A 20,621-nucleotide genomic window follows, 5' to 3' on the forward strand; every position below is an offset into this window, starting at 1 on the left:
TCTGATGCTCCCAAGCCGGACCATGCCGAAAAGTAACCGCCCCCCTGCCTACATGGCATTACCCCTCCCTCCTTTTTCAGCGGGATAATGCTGCCCACTTGTTACGGAAATGAAAAACAAGTGTTCCCCGCAGCCGATGTGCGCGGGGAAATATTGATGATAGCCCCCAAATGTAAAAGGACTTTGCTATGAACACATCTGTAGCTCAGGCACCATCAAGCCGTACCAACGTGTGGCAACGGTTGCAAATATGGCAGAAGGTATTAATTGGACTGATACTGGGCGCCGCCACCGGCTTTATGCTCGGAGAAAGCGCAGCCATTCTGCTGCCCATCGGCAAGGCCTTTATCTCGGCCATCAAGATGCTGGTCGTTCCCCTTATCTTTATTTCTCTGGTCTGTGGTGTGACCGCCATCAAGGATGTAACCCGTATGGGGCGGATAGGCGTCAAGACCTTTGCCACCTACATTGTGACCACGGCCATTGCCATTCCCATCGGTCTGATCATGGCCATCTGGCTGAAGCCCGGTGAAGGCATGGACCTCGGCAGCGCCACCAGTATGGACATCAAGGAAGCGCCGAGTATTGTCGACACCCTGCTGGGCATTATTCCCACCAACCCCTTTGCTTCCTTTGCCGATGGCAATGTACTGCAGATTATCCTGTTCGCCATTTTTCTTGGCATTGCCATTAACCTGGTCGGTGAAAAGGCAGATCCGGTAAGAAAGGTGTTCGACGCCTTTGCCGACGTCATGTACAAGCTGACCGATCTGGTGATCGCCTTCGCCCCCTTTGGCGTATTTGCGCTGATTGCCACCACCACAGGACAGTATGGTCTGGATGTGCTGCTGCCCCTGCTCAAGGTGATTGCCGGTGTTTACCTCGGTTGTATCATTCATGCCCTGTTCACCCTGGGCGGAGGTCTGGCCTTGCTGACCCGCCTGAGCCCGGTTCAGTTTTTCAAGGGAATTTTTGAAGCCCAGCTGGTGGCTTTCAGCACCACCACCGCCGCCGGTACCCTGCCCGTGACCATGGCCTGTGCCCGCGATAACCTGGGTGTGTCAAAGGATGTGTCCAGCTTTGTGCTGCCCGTGGGCACCACCATCAACCTGGATGGTACGGCACTCTACCAGGCGCTGACGGCGGTGTTTATTGCCCAGGCCTACGGCATTGACCTGGGCATGGCCGAATACGGCATGATACTGCTGACCGCCATTCTGGCTTCCATTGGCACTGCCTCCGTTCCCGGTGGTGGCCTGATCGTACTGTCTCTGGTACTGAGCACGGTGGGTCTCCCCCTCGAAGGCATCGCCTTGGTGGCCGGTATCGACCGGATCCTGGACATGGCGCGTACCACCATCAATGTTACCGGTGATGCCGCAGTTTCCGTGCTGATTGCCCACAGCGAGGGCGAGCTGGACAAGGAGACTTACTACAGAAAGGCGGAATAACTCTTTTCCGTCAGTGTTGTCATTCAATACATCAGGTTGCCGCCTTGCCGGCAACCTGATTGCTTTTTGAAGACGACATCATTTCAGACTTTCTTGCCGCCGTTGGTCAGGGCAGCCAGCACCTCGCTGTAGGGCGCACCACTCAGGTTTTTATCAATATCCCTGTTCAGCGCCTTGCGCAGGCGATCGTCCATGGCCTCGCGCAGCAGGCCGAGAAACTGGGGTGGCGCCGCCAGATAAAAGCCCCCTATTTCGTTGTGATCCAGCGCGTTCCGCACCCTGGCCATGATGTCACGGGCAAAGCGCTGGTTCTCGGTATGACTGGCGTCGGTTTTTTCCGGTATGGCCGACACGTCTGTGGTCAGCTCGCTCGTTTTCAGCCGCGCTTCCGGATGGGCCAGATCCATGACCTCTTCACCCGTGTTTTCAACCCAGTCCTGCCGGTACACAACGGCCCTGGCGGCATCGGCAACCACGATCCAGTCTGGCATTGGCATATCACACCTCTTTCGGTTGTTGGAACATGTCGGGATGTATCAAGCGACCTAAGTATCGTCGATTCCTGATAATTTGCATGGGGCTAAATGGCCGGTGCGCCGGCGCGCGTGGCGTCTACAGCCCGGATATACAATGAGTAATACCAATTACATTAAGCAAGTGATCTGCTTCGGCCCTGTTGTAGCTGCCACTTTAGTCGGCAGGGCCTGTGCAACAGGCCTTGAAGACACAGTCGTCTGCATATTTGCGCCAGCTGAAGCGGCGCCTACCGCTCAGATACAGAATGAGTAAATGTTTAATCCGAGTGGTATCAGCATACAAAACAAAAAAGCCCCGCTTCTCAGCGGGGCTTTTGCTATCTCACCAAATCAGTGCAGGCGTTACTCGCCGTAGGCTTCGGTGGGCAGGCAGCTGCAGAACAGGTTGCGGTCACCGTAGACATCGTCGATGCGGTTTACGGTGGGCCAGAACTTGCTGCGGCGCACGTCTTCCGACGGGAACACCGCCAGCTCACGGCTGTAGGCGCGGTTCCACTCGGCATCCATGACGTCGTCCTGAGTGTGCGGGGCGTGCACCAGGGGGTTGTCTTCCAGGGTCCACTCGCCGCTTTCCACCTTGCGCATTTCAGCACGGATCTGCTTCATGGCAAAAATGAAACGGTCGATCTCCACCTTGGACTCGGATTCGGTCGGCTCGATCATCAGGGTGCCCGCCACCGGGAAGCTCATGGTCGGCGCATGGAAGCCAAAGTCGTTCAGGCGCTTGGCCACGTCCATTTCGCTGATGCCGCTGGACTCTTTCAGCGGACGAATGTCCACGATGCACTCGTGGGCCACGCGATCGTTGCGGCCACTGTAGAGGATGGGGTAATCCTCGGCCAGGCTGCGCATCAGGTAGTTGGCGTTGAGAATGGCCAGCTGGGTGGAGCGCTTGAGGCCTTCGTCGCCCAGCAGGGCAATATACATCCAGCTGATCGGCAGAATGCTGGCAGAGCCGAACGGTGCGGCCGACACGGCGCCGTTGTTGCGGCTTTCCTTGTCGGTTTTCACCACCGCATGGCCGGCCACAAAGGGGGCCAGGTGCGCTTTAACGCCAATGGGGCCCATGCCCGGACCGCCGCCACCGTGAGGAATGGCGAAGGTCTTGTGCAGGTTGAGGTGGGACACATCGGAGCCGATAAAGCCCGGTGAGGTGATGCCCACCTGAGCGTTCATGTTGGCGCCGTCCATGTACACCTGGCCGCCAAAGCTGTGCACGATGTCGCATACTTCGCGAATGTTCTCTTCATACACGCCGTGGGTGGACGGGTAGGTCGCCATGATGCAGGACAGGTTGTCACCCGCTTCTTCCGCCTTGGCCTTGAGATCGGCCATGTCGATGTTGCCCTGTTTGTCACAGGCCACCACCACTACCTTCATGTTGGCCATCTGGGCCGACGCCGGATTGGTGCCGTGGGCGGAGCTCGGGATCAGGCAGATGTTGCGGTGCCCCTCGCCCCGGGACTCATGGTATTTCTTGATGGCCAGCAGACCGGCGTACTCGCCCTGGGCACCGGAGTTGGGCTGAATGCAGATGGCGTCGTAACCGGTGACCTTCACCAGCCAGCTTTCAAGCTCGCCAATCATGGTCTGGTACCCTTGAGTCTGATCCAGCGGTGCAAAGGGGTGAATGCGGGCGAACTCGGGCCAGCTCACCGGCACCATTTCGGCAGTGGCGTTCAGCTTCATGGTGCAGGAGCCCAGCGAAATCATGCCGTAGTTCAGCGCCAGATCCTTCATTTCCAGCTTGTGGATGTAGCGCAGCATCTCGGTTTCGGAGTGATAGCTGTTGAACACCTCGTGCTCGAGAATGGCGTTGTCGCGCACCAGTTCGGCGGGAATGGAGCCGGTGCCGGCGGCGGCCTGAGTGTCCAGATCTTCCACGGTCAGGCCGTGGGCGTCACCCAGGAAAATGTCGAACAGCTCGGCCACGTCACCCCGGGTGGTGGTCTCGGACAGGGATACACCCAGCGCGCCGTCGATATCGGAACGCAGGTTCACGCCCTTGCTCACGGCGCGGGCAAGGATGGCGTCCTTGTCGGCGGTTTCCACGGTAATGGTGTCGAACCAGGTGTCGTGTCTGAGCGCCACGCCCTTGCTCTGCAGGCCCAGGGCCAGAATGTCGGTCAGGCGGTGCACCCTGTCGGCAATGCGCTTCAGGCCTTCCGGGCCGTGATACACGGCATAGAAACTGGACATGTTGGCCAGCAGCACCTGAGCGGTACAGATGTTGGAGTTGGCTTTTTCCCGGCGAATGTGCTGCTCGCGGGTCTGCATGGCCATGCGCAGGGCCGGACGGCCACGGGTGTCCTTGGACACACCGATAATACGGCCCGGCAGGGAGCGCTTGTGCTCGTCGCGGGTGGCAAAGAAGGCGGCGTGAGGTCCACCGTAGCCCATGGGCACACCAAAGCGCTGGGCGTTGCCCAGCACCACGTCGGCACCCAGCTCGCCCGGGGCCTTGAGCAGCACCAGGGAGAGAATATCGGCGGCCACACAGGCAATGCCCTTGCCGCTTTGCACCTGGGCGATCAGATCCTTGAGGTCGCGAATTTGGCCGGTGGTGGACGGGTACTGGAACAGGGCACCGAACACATCGTGCTCTACCACCGCCTCGGCGGGGGCGACCTTGATGTCGAAGCCGTAGTGCTCGGCGCGCTCGCTGACCACGTCGATGGTCTGGGGGTGCACGTCGTCGGCAATAAAGAAGATATTGGCTTTCTTGTTCTTGCTCACCCGACGGGCCAGGGCCATGGCCTCGGCGGCGGCGGTGGCTTCGTCCAGCAGGGAGGCGCTGGCCAGCGGCAGGCCGGTCAGATCCTGGGTCATTTGCTGGAAGTTGAGCAGGGCTTCAAGGCGGCCCTGAGCGATTTCGGGCTGATACGGGGTATAGGCGGTATACCAGCCCGGGTTTTCCAGCACGTTGCGCTGGATCACCAGGGGCACATGGGTGTCGTGATAGCCCATGCCGATATAGCTCTTGAACACCTTGTTCTGATCGGCCAGGGTTTTCAGGTAGCCCAGGGCTTCCTGCTCGGTGCGCGGGGCGCCAATGCCAAGGGGCTGGTCGTTGAGAATGCTCGCCGGCACCGTCTGCTTAATCAGATCGTCCAGGCTGTCGGCGCCCACTACTGCCAGCATGTCGGCCACTTCCTGCTCGGAAGGACCAATGTGACGGCCGATAAAGGCGTTATTCTGCTCAAGTTCAAACAAAGACTGGGTCATATTTCCTTACTTCCTTCATCGGGCAAAACGCCCGAGGGTAGACAGACGACCGGCCCCTGGGGGGTACTTGCCGGCAAAGAGTCTGATATTGAGATTGCACATCAACAGCCGCAGCTGCGTGACCAGGGCAACATCAACAAAGCCCCCATACGGGGGCTTTAAGGGTGCTTATTCTTCGTCGATGCTGTTTTCGTAGCCTTCGGCATCCAGCAGCTCGTCCAGATCGGACTCGTCGGCCAGCTTGATGCGGAACAGCCAGCCGTCACCGTAGGGGTCGGAGTTCACCAGCTCGGGGCTGTCTTCCAGATCCTCGTTTACGGCAATGATTTCGCCGCTGACCGGGGCATAGATGTCAGAGGCGGCCTTGACCGACTCGGCCACGCAGCACTCTTCGCTGGCGTCCACGTTACGGCCCACTTCCGGCAGCTCAACAAATACCATATCACCCAACAGATCCTGCGCATGTTCGGTAATGCCGATCACCGCTTCACCGTTTTCTTCAAGACGTACCCATTCGTGCGAGCGGGCATACTTCAGTTCACTGGGGATATTGCTCATCAGTTGTTCCTCTTGGTTCTTAAAACTCGGCAACCGCCTTGCCAAATCGTACAAACGTCGGCTTGACCACGGTCACCGGCATCCATTTCTTGCGCAGTTCCACTTCCGCGTTGTCGCCAATGGAGCGGGGCACCCGCGCCAGCGCAACGCTGAAACCCAGTGTAGGCGAGAAGGTGCCGGAGGTGATCACACCCTGCTGCTCATTACCGTCTGCATCGGTAAAGCGCACCGGGGTACCGGCACGCAGCACGCCTTTTTCCTTCATCACCAGGCCCACCAGCTTGGGCTGATCGCCGGCGGCACGCTGGCTTTCAAGCACATCGCGGCCGATAAAGTCACGGTCGGCGGGCTCCCAGGCAATGGTCCAGGCCATGTTGGCGGCCAGGGGAGACACGGTTTCGTCCATGTCCTGGCCGTAGAGATTCATGCCCGCTTCCAGACGCAGGGTGTCACGGGCACCCAGGCCACAGGGGCGCACGCCGGCGTCTTTCAGGGCATTCCACAGGGCGCCGGCCTGCTCGGCGGGCACCACAATTTCATAGCCGTCTTCACCGGTGTAGCCGGTGGTGGCAATAAAGAGGTCGCCGGCCTGCACGCCAAAGAAGAGCTTCATGCCTTCCACGGCGGCGTTCTGCTCAGGGGTAAATACGGTGGCGGCCTTGGCCTTGGCGTTGGGGCCCTGCACCGCGATCATGGCCAGCTCCGGCCGCTCGGTCAGGGTCACGTCAAAGCCGTCGGCCTGCTTGCTCATCCAGGCAAGGTCTTTTTCACGGGTGGCGGAGTTGACGATCATGCGGTAATCGTCATCGGCGAAGAAATAGGTAATGAGATCGTCAATCACCCCGCCCTGCTCGTTGAGCATGCCGCTGTAAATGGCTTTGCCGGGCTGGGTGATGCGGGCCACGTCGTTGGCCAGCAGGCGCTGCAGGAAGGCCTTGGCCTGGGGGCCCTTCACATCCACTATGGTCATGTGAGAGACATCGAACATGCCGGCATCCTGACGGACGGCATGGTGTTCTTCAAGCTGGGAGCCATAGTTGATGGGCATATCCCAACCGTGAAAGTCCACCATTTTGGCACCGGCTTCCAGGTGCTGCGGATGCAAAACTGTTTGCTGAGTCATGACGCTTCCTTATATTCCGAGCCCGGCCAGCGAGCGATAATCCGGTCTAGCGTGCTGATTATACTCAAGCAGCGTCGGGATAACACGGCAGGAAACTCAAAAAAAACTAATCGTTAAATGCTGCAGTATAAAATGTGAACTCACTCATGACAGTCGTTTTAACGTGAAGAAAGCAACATTTATGGATTTTAATACCGAAAATTAACATTAATTTAAAATTTTATATATAAAATCATCTACAGACAAGCACAAGCACAAATTATGTGCTTGCAGGCTCGCCTTTAATCAGCTTAGAAAAACTAATTACCAACAAGCCTCGGATTAGTTTTTCTCAAGTGTTTTCATCAATACGGGAGAGCCGGGGCTGCAGGCCGCCAATGCCCAGGGCGTGGGCCGCCAGCCGGCGCTTGAGGGGAACAAGGTGGTCGGTCAGACCCAGGCCCAGAGAGCGCACTTCCCGCACCAGGGGCAAACGGCTGCCAAACAGCCGCTTCAGCCCTTCCATGCCCGCCAGCATGGTGACAGCTTCGGCCTTGCGCCAGCGCTCAAAGGCGCGCAGGCCGGCCAGCTCGCCAATGTCCTTGCCCTCGCCGTGGCGGGCCAGCAGGGTGTCGGCCAGGGCGGCGGCGTCCTGCAGTCCCAGATTGACCCCCTGTCCCGCCAGCGGGTGTATGGTGTGGGCAGCATCGCCAATCAGCGCCCAGCGCGGGCCGCAGAACTGCTGGCTGTAACGGGCCCTGAGCGGAATGGCTGCCCGCGGTCCCAGCACCCGGCACAGCCCCAGACGCAGATCAAAGGCGGTGGAAAGCTGCTTGTTGAACTCACTCTCGGGAAGCGCCAGCAGAGCCCCGGCCCGCTCCGGCGGACAGGACCAGACAATGGAGCAGCGATGCGGGTGGGCCAGGGGCAAAAAGGCGAGAATATCGTCACCGCGAAAGATCTGCCGGGCACAGCGGCCGTGGGGCTCATCGGTTTCAATGGTGGCCACCAGGGCGTGATGATCATAATCCCATTCGGTCATGCCCGGCTGCATCTGCCCGCGCAGCCAGGAGCGGGCGCCATCGGCCCCCACCAGCAGCCGGCCGGTAATGGGCGTGCCGTTGTCCAGCAGCACAAAGGCGCCGCCGTCGCTGGCAGACACGCTGGCCGCCCGGGCCGGCAGGTGCAGGCTGATGTGCGGGCTGAGCCGAGCCTGCTCCAGCAGGCTGTGCTGCAGCAACCGGTTTTCCACAATATGGCCCAGGTGAGGCTGGTGCATCAGCCCGGCGGAAAAACCGATGCGGGCGCGGCTTTCGGCTTCCCATACCTCCATTTCGGTATAGGGCCCGAGCCGGTCACTGTGGCCGGGCCAGGCATTCAGCCGCTCAAGCAGGGTCTGGGACGCCAGGTTAATAGCGCTGACCCGGTTGTCGGCCACCTCGCCAAAGTCGTGTTCGGGCTCCTGCCCTTCCACCACCGCCACCTTCATGCCGCTGGGGGCCAGGGCCAGGGCCAGGGTGAGCCCCACCATACCGCCGCCAATAATAATGATGTCTGCCGCTTGCATCAGCTTACCTCTTGCCCATGGCCCGCCAGGCCAGTTGACTCTTTAACGGGGCACAGGCGGCCATGGCCGACAGCCCCAGGTTGCGCCCGGCGGCGAGCACCGGGTTGTTGTTGGAAAACAGCAGCGCCAGCGCCGTGGTCAGCCCCACCATGCCGGCCTGATCCGGCAGCCGCGACCGGCCATAGGCGCTCAGCACGGCGTGGCTGCCGATATCCCGCCCCTCACTCAGGGCCTGACCGATGTGATCGGTCAGGCTGGCCACGTCGCGCAGGCCCAGATTAAAGCCCTGACCGGCAATGGGATGCAGCAGATGGGCGGCATTGCCCAGCAGCACCACACGGTGATGCCAGGGCCGGGGCGCCTCATCCAGCACCAGCGGATAGCAGTGGCGCTTGCCGGTGCGAACGAGCTTGCCCAGCCGGTAGCCAAACTGCCGCTGCAGGGCGGTAAGAAAAGCCGCGTCGTCCAGCGCCATCAGCTGCCCGGCCCGCCCGGGACTGACACACCACACCAGGGAGCTGCGCCCCTCGCTCATGGGCAACAGCGCCAGCGGGCCTTCCGGGGTGAATCGCTCAAAGGCCCGGCCCAGGTGAGGCTCGGCGGTGGCGATATTGGCAATGATGGCGCTCTGGCCATAGTCCAGCTGGCGGCGTGGCATGCCGAGCTGCTGGCCAACAAGGGAGCGGTTGCCGTCGGCGGCTACCAGCAGGCTGGCGGAAAAGGCCGCGCCCGAGTCGAGCTCAATGGTCACTCGCTCGGCATGCTGTGCAAAGCGGGTGATGCGATCGGGGCAGAACAAACTGATGCCCTCGCCCGCCGCCAGCCGCCGGTGCAGTTCGCGCCCCACCGGCTGCAGCTCCACCACCTGGCCCAGGGCGGGCACACCATATTCGGCGGCGTGCATTTCCACCCGGCCAAAATGGCCCTGATCGGAGACCTGAATATGGGTAATGGGAGTGGCCAGCCTGGCCAGCGCCGGCCAGATGCCCAAGCGCTGCAACAGGGTCTGGCTGTGCCAGGCCAGCGCGATGCTGCGGGCGTCAAAGCCCGGATGGCGGTCGTGCTCGGGGTCCATGGCCTCGATCACCGCCACGGAAAGCCGGCTGCCGTCGGGCTGGCGCAGCCCGGACAGGCCCAGCGCCAGCACGGCCCCGGCCATGCCGGCGCCGTTGATTACCACGTCGTAATGGGTCATTGCGGTTGTGTATTAAATGGCTGAAATCAGTGCAGGGTCGGACGCTCGGGCACCGGGCTGCCCTTGCCGAATTCCTCAAAGGCCATGGTGGCGCCGAGCTTGAGGTGTTCGTAAAGCACCACAAAGGCGGCTTCGCTTTCTTCGTCTTCCTGCTCGAACTCGCCGGATACCTGGGTAATGCTGCTGATGTCCTGGATCATTTCCTGCAGCTCGGGCGACGCCTTGTTCAGCTCCTGCTGTACCACGCCAAAACCGGCCAGAAAGGCAGCAGCCCATTCCATCATGGCGTCCAGACGGTCATCGAGAGGCTCTTCGTCGGCGGGCAGCAGCAGTTCAAACCGGCTTTGATCAATCAGATCGTCATACACCCGGTTAAACAGCAGGTTGACCGCCTTTTTCAGCTCGGCGGGCAGGCCAAAGCCATCGTTGAGCAGATCGTTGAAGTGCTGCTGCCAGCGGGCATCATCCCGGGCCATGCCGCCGCAGACAAGGCCGCAAATCACGCCATGTACTTCGGCGGCGGTCACCACCATGTTGTGCTGTTCCAGCAGAGTGGTGAAGGCATCAAAGTTGAGGCGGGCGTTATCGTTCATCATTTACTCGAAAGTGGTGCTGAATTACCGCAGATCCTAGCATCCTCGCTCATTGCAGACCAGCAACCCCTTGAAAGTTCTGATACGCCACTATATATTCGCGGGACTTTCATTGCTCATTGCAAGCCACCTGAGGACCACATGACCACAGCGGCAATCGACATCGTAATTCTCGGGCGCCCCTACAAGGTGGCCTGTCCTGCCGGGCAGGAAGAGGCATTGCAGCGGGCGGCCGACATGCTCAACGAGCGTATTCGCAAGTTTCGCGAGAGCGGCAAGTCTGCGTCCAATGAGCAAATCGCCATTATGCTGGCGCTGAATGTCTGCCACGAGCTCGAGCTTGAAAAGGACAAAAATCATCAATATGCTGACGCCATGGACAGACGCATCAAGATGCTTCAGCACACCATTGAAGAGGCCCTTGCCAGCAAGGTAAACTGAGTCTGTTCACACAATTTGTTTTTCCCTGGGGTGTTCGTCAGTGAGTGGCGTCCCTGAGCCGATATCAACAGTACAGGAACGCCGCGTTGCTCGCTATTGAGCATGCTCGGCCTCGACCGAGACGCCTGCGGTGGGTACCGGAGTTCCGCCTTGAACCGACGGGTTCAAGGACTAACACTCGCAACGGCATCCTGGGGACCCCTCATTTATTCATCTGGCAATCTCATGACCCAGCAACAACCCAATAATCCCCTGCACGGCATCACTCTGGAAGCCCTGCTTACCGAGCTGGTGGAAAAATACGGCTGGGACGAGCTGGCCCGCCGGGTCAATATCAACTGTTTCAAAAACGATCCCAGCATCAAGTCCAGCCTTAAGTTTCTGCGCCGCACCCCCTGGGCCCGCACTCAGGTGGAAGAGCTTTACCTGCGTCTCAAAAACAGCCCCTGGCACCGCTGACCCTTTGCCTTGAACCCGGCATTGAGCATAAGCTCGGCTCATTCTCGCTTTCAATGGAATGAGCCATGACAGAACGCCATCTAATACGCCAGCAAATCAGAGAAGCCCGCCGCCGGCTGAGCCACACCGAGCAACAGGCCGCCGCCCATGCCATTACCGACCGGGTAGCCGGCACACCGCACCTGGCCCAGGCAAAAAAAGTAGCCCTGTATCTGGCCAATGACGGTGAACTCGACCCCCACCCGCTGATCGACTGGTACTGGTCTCAGGGTGCTCAGGTATATTTGCCGGTGCTGCATCACTTCAGCCCCGGGCATCTGATGTTTCTGCGCTACGAGCCCGATGCCCGCCTGATCGCCAACCGTTTCGGCATTCCCGAGCCCCGGCTGGATATTCGCCTGCTGCTGCCCAAAAACGAGCTGGACGTGATCTACACGCCGCTGGTGGCCTTTGATGCCACCGGCAACCGCATTGGCATGGGCGGCGGTTTTTATGACCGCACCCTGGCCGGCTGGCATAAAGGACTGGGCCCCCGCCCGGTGGGACTGGCCCACGACTGCCAGCAACTGCCCGAGATCCCCACCGATCACTGGGACGTGCCCCTGCCCGAGCTGCTCACCCCGGGCCAGCACTGGCGCTGGTAAGCCTCCAGGTCTCCTTAACCAAGACACCGCAGGCGGGATTACCGTATTCGACCGTCAAATGCCACGGATGGCATTTGCCGAGCGACACATGGATGTGCTTGAAGCGTGTCGAAGGAGGTAACCCGGCTGCGGTGTTCTCAGGGGCCGGCTTTGCTATAATGCGCGGCACTTTTGCAGGAGAGCAGTACAGCCATGACACAAGACGAAATGAAAAAGGCCGCCGGCTGGGCGGCGCTGGAGTTCGTGACCCCGGGCAGCATTGTTGGCGTGGGCACCGGCTCCACCGTCAACCACTTTATCGACGCCCTCGGCTCCATCAAGGATCAGATCAGAGGCGCGGTATCCAGCTCCGAAGCCTCCACCGAGCGCCTGAAGGCGCTGGGCATTCCGGTGTTTGATCTCAATGACATCAGCGAGCTCAACGTCTATGTGGATGGCGCCGATGAGATCGACGGCTCCATGGCCATGATCAAGGGCGGCGGTGCGGCCCTGACCCGGGAAAAAATCGTGGCCGCCGTGGCCGACCAGTTTGTGTGCATTGTGGACGGCACCAAAACCGTGGACGTACTGGGCAAATTCCCGCTGCCGGTGGAAGTGATCCCCATGGCCCGGGAATACGTGGCCCGGGAGCTGAGCAAACTGGGCGGCCAGCCGGTTTACCGGGAAGGTGTGATCACCGACAACGGCAACCACATTCTGGACGTGCACGGCCTGGCCATTACCGAGCCCAATGTGCTGGAAACCCGCATTAACGCCATTGTGGGCGTGGTCACCAACGGCCTGTTTGCCGAACGCGGCGCCGACGTGCTGCTGATCGGCACTCCCGACGGCGTGGTGCGCAAAGGCGGCTGAAGCTCATTTGCCGAAATGCCGCGTAGGTTGCCGATGAACGAAGTGAATCGCAACATATTAAAGACGCCTGTCGAATGTTGGAATTCCGCCTTCGCGAAGATGACAGCCGATATTCAGTTCACCAGCGCCACCGCCTTGATCAGGGCATAACACTGCATGCCCTGATGCAGCCCCAGTTGCGCCGCCGACCAGGCGGATACCTCGGCCAGCAACCGCTGGCCGCCATTCAGCTCCCCGTCTGCCAGCACTCTGCCCTCGCCCATGTCATGCAGTGCCGTCAGCCGAACCGGCAGCTGGTTGAGAATGGAGATCCCGGCTACCGGCGCCAGCGCCAGACTCACGTCCGACGCCTGAATGCGCACCCGGACCCGCTCGCCCCCGGGCCGGCGGGCATGCACCAGCCACAGGGTCTGGCCGTCAAACCCAAAGGGCGTGCGGCCATCCGCCAGCTCGGCGCCCAGCTCCCCTTCCAGCATGCTGGCCGCGCCCTGCTCCGAAAACAGGGGTGAGTCTGGCCGGGCCATGGCCTGCTGCAAGGCTTCCATGCCGGTGGTGCGGCCCTGCTCCATAAAGATCACACGGTCCGCCAGCCGCTCCACTTCGTCCGGCGCGTGGGTCACATAAAACACCGGCACCCCGGCCCGGGCCGACAGGCCTTCAATCCAGGGCAATATCTCCCGTTTGGCCTGCGTATCCAGCGCCGACAGGGGCTCATCGAGCAACAACAAGCGGGGGGCCGTGAGCAGGGCCCGGCCAATGGCCACCCGCTGCCGCTGACCGCCGGAAAGCGAGGCCGCGCCCTGCTCCAGCAAGGGTTCAAGCCCAAGCCAGCCGACTATTTCATCAAAGTCCGGTCTGCTCTGCCCCCTGGGCAAGCGGCGCCAGCCATAGAGCAGGTTGTTACGCACCGACAGATGAGCAAACAGGCTGGCCTCCTGAAACACATAACCAAAGCGGCGCTGGTGCACCGGCAGCCGGTGCAGGTTTGCGCCGTTCAGCCACAGTTCACCATCGGCCCGCTCCAGCCCGGCCAGGCAGCGCAGCAGGGTGGTTTTGCCACAACCGGACGGGCCAAATAATGCGGTCACGCCGCTCGACGGCTGCTCAAAGGCGGCGTCAAGGCGAAACCCTGCGCGCGCCAGCCGAAAACGCGCCCGGATCATGGCTGCACCACCGAAAAACGCCGGTTAAGCATATAAACCGTCATCAGAATGCTGAACGACAGCACCAGCAACAGCGCCGACAGGGCATGGGCCTGGCCGTATTGCAGCATTTCAACATGATCGTAAATGGCGATGGAAATCACCTGGGTGGCGCCGGGAATATTGCCCCCCAGCATCAGCACCACGCCAAACTCCCCGAGGGTATGGGCAAAGCCGAGCACAATGGCGGTGAGAAAACCGCGCCGGGCCAGAGGCACCGCCACGGTAAAGAAGCGGTTCAGGGGCGAGGCCCCCAGGGTGGCGGCCACTTCCAGCGGACGCCGGCCCATGGCCTCAAAGGCCCCCTGCAGTGGCTGCACCACAAAAGGCAGGGAGTAAAACGCCGAGCCGATCACCAGACCGGTAAAGGTAAAGGCGAGACTGCCGCCGCCCAGCGCCATGGACAAACCACCGATCACCCCATGGGGCCCCAGCGCCAGCAGCAGATAAAAGCCCAGCACGGTGGGCGGCAGCACCAGCGGCAGCGCCACCACCGCCTCAATGGCGGTTTTCAGCCGGCTTTGAGTCTGGCTCAGCCACCAGGCCAGGGGCGTGCCCAGCACCAGCAGCACCAGCACGGTCACCCCGGCCAGACGCAGGGTCAGGCCGAGGGCCGCCATATCCTGAGGCGCCAGCATTCAGTTGTCCTGTTCGGTGCCGTAGCCGTAAGCGTGGATCACCTTTACCGCTTCGGGAGAACGCATATAGTCCAGCAGGGCTTTGGCCGCCGCGATGTCGTTCAGCTGTACCGCCTGCTGCACGATGGGCGCATACCGATCCGCCGGCACTTCCCACCAGGAGCCGGCGCTGTAATCCCCCTGGCTGAATACCTGGGACTTGGCCACAAAGCCCAGATCGGCATTGCGGCTGTACACATACTGGTAGGTCTGGCCGATGTTTTCTCCCCGCACCATTTTCCTGTTAAAGCGCTCCCACAGCCCCAGACCGGACAACACCTCCCGAGCGGCCCGGCCATAAGGCGCGGTCACCGGGTTGGCGATGGCCAGAAAACGAAAGTCGCCGTTTTTCAGTACGGTCAGCTCATCATCAATCAGGGTTTCATCCGGGCTCCACAGCACCAGGGTGCCCAGGGCATAGGTGAAGCGGCTGCCGGGCACTATAGCCTTTTCCTGCTCCAGCAAGGCGGGCCGGGCGTCATCGGCGGACAGGAACACATCAAAGGGCGCGCCATTCTTGATCTGGGCATAGAGCTTGCCGGTGGAGCCGGAGGAGATCAGCACGCGGTGGCCGGTTTGCTGTTCAAACTGCTCGCCAAGGGTGGTGATGACATCGAGAAAGTTGGCAGCCACTGCCACCCTGATCTCATCGGCGGACAACGGCAGGGACATGCTCAGGGCACAGAGCATGAGGGTACTTCGAAGCGAAAACATGAAGGCTGGTCTTCCTTGGTCATACGGGCAAACGAAGAGCGGTCTTCACCTTATCCTTATGTCAACGGGAATACAACGCCTCGCAGCCTAACATGGGTGCCGGCCACGAGGCACCTGAAGGCACAGGCGTCAGAGCATATTGCGGATCACATAGTGCAATATGCCGCCATGCCGGTAGTAGGTCATCTCATCCTGAGTATCGATGCGGCACAGCGCCTGAATTTCCCGCTCCTTGCCGTCCTTGCCGGTAATCGCCACCGTCAGCCTGCAGCCGGGTTTCAGATCGCCAAGCCCGCGAATGGACAACTGCTCTTCGCCGGTCAGCCCCAGACTGTCGGCGCTGTTTTTACCGGTAAACTCCAGCGGCAGCACCCCCATGCCAATCAGGTTCGAGCGGTGAATGCGCTCGTAAGAGCGGGCCAGCACCGCCCGTACCCCCAGCAGCCGGGTGCCCTTGGCGGCCCAGTCCCGGCTGGAGCCGGTGCCGTACTCCTTGCCGGCCACCACCACCAGCGGCACGCCCTCGCTCTGATAACGCATGGCGGCATCATAAATAGACAGCTGCTCGCCACTGGGATAATGACGGGTTTCACCCCCTTCCACCCCGTCCAGCATCAGGTTGCGAATGCGGATATTGGCAAAGGTGCCGCGCATCATCACCTCATGATTCCCTCTCCGGGAGCCATAGGAGTTAAAATCGGCCCGTTTGATACCAAGAGACTGCAGATATTTGCCGGCCGGGCTGTCGGCCTTGATGCTGCCCGCCGGCGAGATATGATCCGTGGTTACCGAATCCCCCAGCAGCGCCAGCATACGTGCCGATTCAATATCGGCCACCGCCTCAGGCTCGGCCTTCATCTCGCTGAAAAAGGGCGGATGACGAATATAGGAAGAGTCCTCCTGCCAGTCAAAAGTGGCACTGCCGGTCACGTTAATGGCGCACCAGCGCTCGTCACCATCAAATACTTCGGCGTATTCACGGCTGAACATCTCGGTTTTCACCCTAGCCACCGCCTCGGCCACTTCCTTTTGCGACGGCCAGATATCCTTGAGATAAACCGGCTTGCCGTTTTGATCGGTGCCAAGGGGATCCTTGGTGAGATCCACATGCATATTTCCGGCAAGGGCATAAGCCACCACCAGCGGCGGTGATGCCAGCCAGTTGGTTTTCACCAGCGGATGAATGCGGCCTTCAAAGTTACGGTTACCCGACAGCACCGAAGCCACCGTGAGGTCATCCTTGCGAATGGCACCTTCAATCGGCTCGGGCAGTGGCCCCGAGTTACCGATACAGGTAGTACAGCCATAGCCCACCAGGTGAAAGCCCAGTTGCTCCAGGGCCGGCATCAGGCCGGCGGCCTTGAGATAGTCGGTGACCACCCGGGAGCCCGGCGCCAGCGAACTTTTTACCCAGGGTGCCCGGGCCAGGCCTTTGTCCACGGCGGCTTTGGCCATCAGGCCGGCTGCCATCATTACACTGGGGTTGGAGGTATTGGTACAGGAGGTAATGGCGGCGATCACCACGGCGCCATCACGCAGGTGATGGGTGTAACCATCCAGTTTAAAAGGCGTCCCCTGCTGCACTTTTTCACAACCCACGGCGGTCTGCCCCCCCTCGCCTTCCAGCCGGCTTGCGGCCTGGCTGCTGACCGACTGCTCATGGGCCAGCGCAAAGGCTTGCGGCACCTTGCCCAGCTCCACCCTGTCCTGAGGTCGCTTGGGGCCGGCCAGGCATGCTTCCACCTCGCCCATGTCAAGCTCAAGGGTGTCGGTAAACACCGGCTCGTCGCCGGGGTGACGCCACAACCCCTGGGCTTGGGTATAGGCCTTGACCAGTTCGATATGCTGCTCGCTGCGGCCGGTGAGACGCAGGTAACGCAGGGTTTCTTCATCCACCGGGAAAAAGCCGCAGGTGGCGCCGTATTCCGGTGCCATATTGGCAATGGTGGCCCGATCCGCCAGGGGCAGACTGGCCAGACCGTCGCCGTAGAATTCCACAAACTTGCCCACTACCCCCTTGTTGCGCAGCATTTCGGTGACGGTCAGCACCAGATCGGTGGCGGTCATGCCTTCACGCAGACTGCCAGTGAGCTTGAACCCCACCACCTCGGGAATGCGCATAGACACCGGCTGGCCCAGCATGGCGGCTTCCGCCTCAATGCCGCCCACGCCCCAGCCCAGAATGCCCAGAGCATTGATCATGGTAGTGTGGGAGTCGGTGCCCACCAGAGTATCCGGGCAGGCCAGGGTGCCCTTGTCTGTTTGCTGCTGCCACACCGTCTGGCCCAGATATTCCAGGTTGACCTGATGGCAGATACCGGTGCCGGGCGGCACCACACGAAAATTGTCAAAGGTCTGCTGACCCCAGCGTAAAAAGGCATAGCGTTCGCCGTTGCGGGCCATTTCCAGATCCACGTTGGTGGCAAAGGCCTGCGCACTGGCGAACTCGTCCACCATCACCGAGTGGTCGATGACCAGATCCACCGCCGACTGCGGGTTAACCCTGGTCACCTCGCCGCCCAGGCGCTTGACCGCCTCGCGCATGGCGGCCAGATCCACCACCGCCGGCACCCCGGTAAAGTCCTGCATCAGCACCCGCACCGGACGAAAGGCAATTTCCCGATCGCTGTGCCCCTGCTGCAGCCAGTCCACCATGGCCTGCAGCTCATCCTTCAGGCTGTCTTCGCCATGGCGCAGCAGGTTTTCGGTGAGTACCTTGAGGGATTTGGGCAGGCGGGCCAGCTGCTCGCCGCCGGGCGCCTGGCCGAGGGCATAGTAATGATAATCACGGCCTTCCAGGCTCAACCGGGCCCGGGCAGTACTGTTCAGTTCGGAAGACATGTTTCCTCCTTGGTTCCTGAGCGTCCGGCGTCCCGTTAGCGGGGCGCCGCCGAATATGCATTATTTTATATATCAGACAGTTAGGAATTGATTATGGCTCAAGGGCGTACAGGGATCAAAAAATGGCCAGCCAGCGCCTCAAGGGCCATACTGCAATAAAAAAGACAACCATGATTTTTTGGTCTCAGTCTCATTTTTTCTCGCTGGCACCCTGCGCCCCGATGGCGTAGAAGGAAGCCCGCAATCATTGTATACACTCAGTCACAGGACTTTGCCGCGCACTCATGAAGATCGCCATTCTTTCCCGCAACCCCTCTCTCTATTCCACCCGCCGCCTGCAGGAGGCCGCCGAGGCCCGGGGCCATGAGCTGCGCATTATTGACGTGCTGCGCTGCTATATGAACATCAATGACAACAAGCCCTCCATTCATTACAAGGGGGAAGATCTGGCACACTTCGACGCCATCATTCCCCGCATTGGCGCCTCGGTCACTTTTTACGGCACCGCCGTGCTGCGCCAGTTCGAGATGATGGGCTGCTATACCCTTAACCACTCGGCGGCCATCAGCCGCTCCCGGGACAAGCTGCGATCGCTGCAACTGATGTCGGGACACGGCGTGGGCATGCCGATCACCGGCTTTGCCAACAAGCCCGACGACGTGCCCGATCTCATCAACATGGTGGGCGGGGCGCCTCTGGTAATTAAGCTGCTGGAAGGCACTCAGGGCATCGGCGTGGTGCTGGCGGAAACCCGCAAGGCGGCAGAGAGCGTGCTGGAAGCCTTTATGGGGCTCAAGGCCAATATCATGGTGCAGGAGTTTATCGAGGAAGCCGGCGGCGCCGACATTCGCTGTTTTGTGCTGGGCGACAGAGTGATTGCCGCCATGAAGCGCCAGGCCCAGGAGGGCGAGTTTCGTTCCAACCTGCACCGGGGCGGCGAAGCCCGGCTGGTACGCATTACCCCCGAAGAGCGCAAGACCGCCGTGGCCTCGGCCAAGGCCATGGGACTGCAGGTGGCCGGGGTGGATCTGCTGCGCTCAAAACGTGGTCCCCTGGTGATGGAGGTGAACTCCTCTCCCGGGCTGGAAGGCATTGAAAGCGCCACCGGCAAGGACGTGGCAGGCATGATCATTGAACACCTTGAGAAGCATGCCCACCGCAAGCCCCGCCACCGGGAGCGTGGCTGATGAGAGCGACCTTTGAACTCGCCGGCCAGCATGTGGCCCCCGGCCGGCGGCAGATCATGCAGCTGGCCCTGGCCCAGCTCTATACCCAGTCGCCACTGACGGTGCCGGTGGAAGTAGTGCACGGCAAATTGCCTGGCCCGGTGCTGCTGCTGTGCGCCGCCATACACGGCGACGAGCTCAACGGCATTGAGGTGGTCAACCAGGTGCTGGCCAAAATCAATCCGGCCCGCCTCAGGGGCACCCTGGTGGCGGTGCCCGTGGTCAACGTGTTCGGTTTTATTCACAAGTCCCGCTACCTGCCGGACCGGCGCGATCTCAACCGCTGTTTTCCCGGGTCAGAAAAAGGCTCGCTGGGTGCCCGGGTGGCGCACTTTTTTGTGAACGAGATCGTCAGCAAGTGCAGTCATATTATCGATCTGCATACCGGCGCCATTCATCGCAGCAACCTGCCCCAGATCCGGGCCCAGCTCGACTGTCCGGTCACCCGGCAAATGGCGGAAAGCTTTGGCGCGCCCATTATTCTGGACGCCAGCATTCGCGATGGCTCGCTTCGCTCGGTGGCCGAAACCCAGGGAGTGCCGGTCATCCTATATGAAGCCGGCGAGGCACTGCGCTTTGATCCCCTGCCGATCAAGGCCGGGGTGCGCGGCGTGCTCAGGGTCATGCGCTGTCTCGACATGCTCAGATCGACGTCCACCAAGGCAGTGGCCGAGCCCATTATCGCCCGCACCAGTACCTGGATTCGGGCCGAGCACGATGGCCTGCTGCACCTGCAGGTCAGACTCGGGGATCGCATTCGCAAGGGAGACATTCTCGGTACCATCACTGCGCCCCTGGGCACGGAAAACCGGGATATTATCGCACCGCGCAGCGGTATTGTGATTGGCAGCCTGACCATGCCGCTGGTGAACGAAGGCGATGCCATCTGCCATATCGCCCTGTTTGACGAGATCAAGCAGGCGGAAAAAACCGTTGAGCGCTTTGTGGACGAGCTGGATGTGCAACCGTCAGCCATGTAACCGACCCGGGTAACGGCAATAGAAAAGGGGCAGCCACTGGCTGCCCCTTTTGGTGTCGTCGGCGTCATCCTGAGCCCTGGTTGCTCCCTGCAATCCCTGACCTGACCCACTCCGGGCCTTCCCCTTTCCCGTTCCGTCGGGCTCGTCCCTGTCTCTTCCGTGAATGGCTGCGTTCCTGCTGCCAACCGCTTCGTCCTGAAGGTATCCTTCGGTCTTCCCGACCCTTTCCGCTTGGTCATCCACGACCGGGTCCCTTGCCGTTCCTGGCTGCCGGCTTTCCTGCCCGCACTGTCTTCCCCGATTCCGTTCTCCGACGTTCCTGTCGGTGTGTCCTGAAGGCCTCCTGCCCGTTGCTTTC

18 protein-coding genes and 1 other RNA gene are annotated in these 20,621 nt (G+C 60.8%); 8 read left to right on the forward strand and 11 right to left on the reverse strand.

Annotation, left to right across the window (positions count from 1 at the left end):
• Nucleotides 1–188 precede the first annotated feature (188 nt).
• On the forward strand, nucleotides 189–1,451 hold the full coding sequence (locus DA373_RS01040) for a dicarboxylate/amino acid:cation symporter (RefSeq protein ID WP_107850498.1): 1,263 nt from the start codon (nucleotides 189–191) through the stop codon (nucleotides 1,449–1,451).
• A gap of 83 nt (nucleotides 1,452–1,534) precedes the next feature.
• On the opposite strand, the gene DA373_RS01045 is transcribed toward DA373_RS01040, so the two are convergent.
• The 7 genes from DA373_RS01045 to DA373_RS01075 form a co-directional block, all read right to left on the reverse strand.
• A complete protein-coding gene (locus tag DA373_RS01045) occupies nucleotides 1,535–1,942 on the reverse strand; it encodes a host attachment protein (RefSeq protein WP_232821158.1) in 408 nt (135 codons plus the stop codon).
• A gap of 387 nt (nucleotides 1,943–2,329) precedes the next feature.
• Nucleotides 2,330–5,212, reverse strand: a complete 2,883-nt coding sequence (gene gcvP / locus DA373_RS01050; RefSeq protein ID WP_107850500.1) for an aminomethyl-transferring glycine dehydrogenase — start codon at nucleotides 5,210–5,212, stop codon at nucleotides 2,330–2,332.
• Between the two features lie 168 nt (nucleotides 5,213–5,380).
• The gene (gcvH, locus tag DA373_RS01055; protein WP_107850501.1) at nucleotides 5,381–5,770 is read right to left on the reverse strand and encodes a glycine cleavage system protein GcvH; all 390 of its coding nucleotides are present in this window, start codon (nucleotides 5,768–5,770) and stop codon (nucleotides 5,381–5,383) included.
• 19 nt (nucleotides 5,771–5,789) lie between these two features.
• The gene (gcvT, locus tag DA373_RS01060; protein WP_107850502.1) at nucleotides 5,790–6,893 is read right to left on the reverse strand and encodes a glycine cleavage system aminomethyltransferase GcvT; all 1,104 of its coding nucleotides are present in this window, start codon (nucleotides 6,891–6,893) and stop codon (nucleotides 5,790–5,792) included.
• Between the two features lie 331 nt (nucleotides 6,894–7,224).
• Nucleotides 7,225–8,439: an FAD-dependent oxidoreductase gene (locus DA373_RS01065; protein WP_107850503.1), complete on the reverse strand. Its 1,215-nt coding sequence runs from the start codon at nucleotides 8,437–8,439 to the stop codon at nucleotides 7,225–7,227.
• Nucleotides 8,440–8,443: 4 nt separating this feature from the next.
• Entirely contained in the window at nucleotides 8,444–9,634 is a 1,191-nt protein-coding gene (ubiH, locus tag DA373_RS01070) for a 2-octaprenyl-6-methoxyphenyl hydroxylase (RefSeq protein WP_107850504.1), read from the reverse strand.
• Between the two features lie 26 nt (nucleotides 9,635–9,660).
• Complete coding sequence (locus tag DA373_RS01075; protein WP_107850617.1) at nucleotides 9,661–10,227, reverse strand: UPF0149 family protein; 567 nt, start codon at nucleotides 10,225–10,227, stop codon at nucleotides 9,661–9,663.
• A gap of 141 nt (nucleotides 10,228–10,368) precedes the next feature.
• Here DA373_RS01075 and zapA point away from each other — a divergent pair, with 141 nt between their 5' ends.
• The 5 genes from zapA (at nucleotide 10,369) to rpiA (ending at nucleotide 12,623) form a co-directional block, all read left to right on the forward strand.
• Complete coding sequence (zapA, locus tag DA373_RS01080) at nucleotides 10,369–10,668, forward strand: cell division protein ZapA (protein WP_107850505.1); 300 nt, start codon at nucleotides 10,369–10,371, stop codon at nucleotides 10,666–10,668.
• 19 nt (nucleotides 10,669–10,687) lie between these two features.
• Nucleotides 10,688–10,870: non-coding RNA, 6S RNA (ssrS, locus tag DA373_RS01085), on the forward strand.
• Between the two features lie 23 nt (nucleotides 10,871–10,893).
• Nucleotides 10,894–11,127, forward strand: a complete 234-nt coding sequence (locus DA373_RS01090) for a VF530 family protein (protein ID WP_094199809.1) — start codon at nucleotides 10,894–10,896, stop codon at nucleotides 11,125–11,127.
• A 65-nt stretch (nucleotides 11,128–11,192) separates the two neighbouring features.
• Nucleotides 11,193–11,771 (forward strand): 5-formyltetrahydrofolate cyclo-ligase, encoded by a 579-nt coding sequence (locus DA373_RS01095; RefSeq protein WP_107850506.1) that lies wholly within the window; start codon nucleotides 11,193–11,195, stop codon nucleotides 11,769–11,771.
• Between the two features lie 192 nt (nucleotides 11,772–11,963).
• The gene (rpiA, locus tag DA373_RS01100; RefSeq protein ID WP_107850507.1) at nucleotides 11,964–12,623 is read left to right on the forward strand and encodes a ribose-5-phosphate isomerase RpiA; all 660 of its coding nucleotides are present in this window, start codon (nucleotides 11,964–11,966) and stop codon (nucleotides 12,621–12,623) included.
• A 113-nt stretch (nucleotides 12,624–12,736) separates the two neighbouring features.
• Here rpiA and modC read toward each other — a convergent pair whose 3' ends face one another.
• From modC to acnA, 4 genes are all read right to left on the reverse strand, one after another.
• Complete coding sequence (gene modC, locus DA373_RS01105; protein ID WP_107850508.1) at nucleotides 12,737–13,786, reverse strand: molybdenum ABC transporter ATP-binding protein; 1,050 nt, start codon at nucleotides 13,784–13,786, stop codon at nucleotides 12,737–12,739.
• Nucleotides 13,783–14,463, reverse strand: a complete 681-nt coding sequence (modB, locus tag DA373_RS01110; protein WP_107850509.1) for a molybdate ABC transporter permease subunit — start codon at nucleotides 14,461–14,463, stop codon at nucleotides 13,783–13,785. The genes modC and modB overlap by 4 nt, the downstream gene beginning before the upstream one ends.
• On the reverse strand, nucleotides 14,464–15,216 hold the full coding sequence (modA, locus tag DA373_RS01115; RefSeq protein ID WP_107850510.1) for a molybdate ABC transporter substrate-binding protein: 753 nt from the start codon (nucleotides 15,214–15,216) through the stop codon (nucleotides 14,464–14,466).
• A 129-nt stretch (nucleotides 15,217–15,345) separates the two neighbouring features.
• The gene (gene acnA, locus DA373_RS01120) at nucleotides 15,346–18,057 is read right to left on the reverse strand and encodes an aconitate hydratase AcnA (RefSeq protein ID WP_107850511.1); all 2,712 of its coding nucleotides are present in this window, start codon (nucleotides 18,055–18,057) and stop codon (nucleotides 15,346–15,348) included.
• Nucleotides 18,058–18,341: 284 nt separating this feature from the next.
• On the opposite strand from acnA, the gene rimK reads away from it, so the two are divergent.
• Together rimK and DA373_RS01130 are read left to right on the forward strand one after the other, a co-directional pair.
• A complete protein-coding gene (rimK, locus tag DA373_RS01125) occupies nucleotides 18,342–19,244 on the forward strand; it encodes a 30S ribosomal protein S6--L-glutamate ligase (protein ID WP_107850512.1) in 903 nt (300 codons plus the stop codon).
• Entirely contained in the window at nucleotides 19,244–20,263 is a 1,020-nt protein-coding gene (locus tag DA373_RS01130; protein ID WP_107850513.1) for a succinylglutamate desuccinylase/aspartoacylase family protein, read from the forward strand. The genes rimK and DA373_RS01130 overlap by 1 nt, the downstream gene beginning before the upstream one ends.
• Nucleotides 20,264–20,621 lie beyond the last annotated feature (358 nt).

The sequence above is a fragment of the Oceanimonas marisflavi genome (genome assembly GCF_003049725.1).
GTDB lineage: Bacteria > Pseudomonadota > Gammaproteobacteria > Enterobacterales > Aeromonadaceae > Oceanimonas > Oceanimonas marisflavi.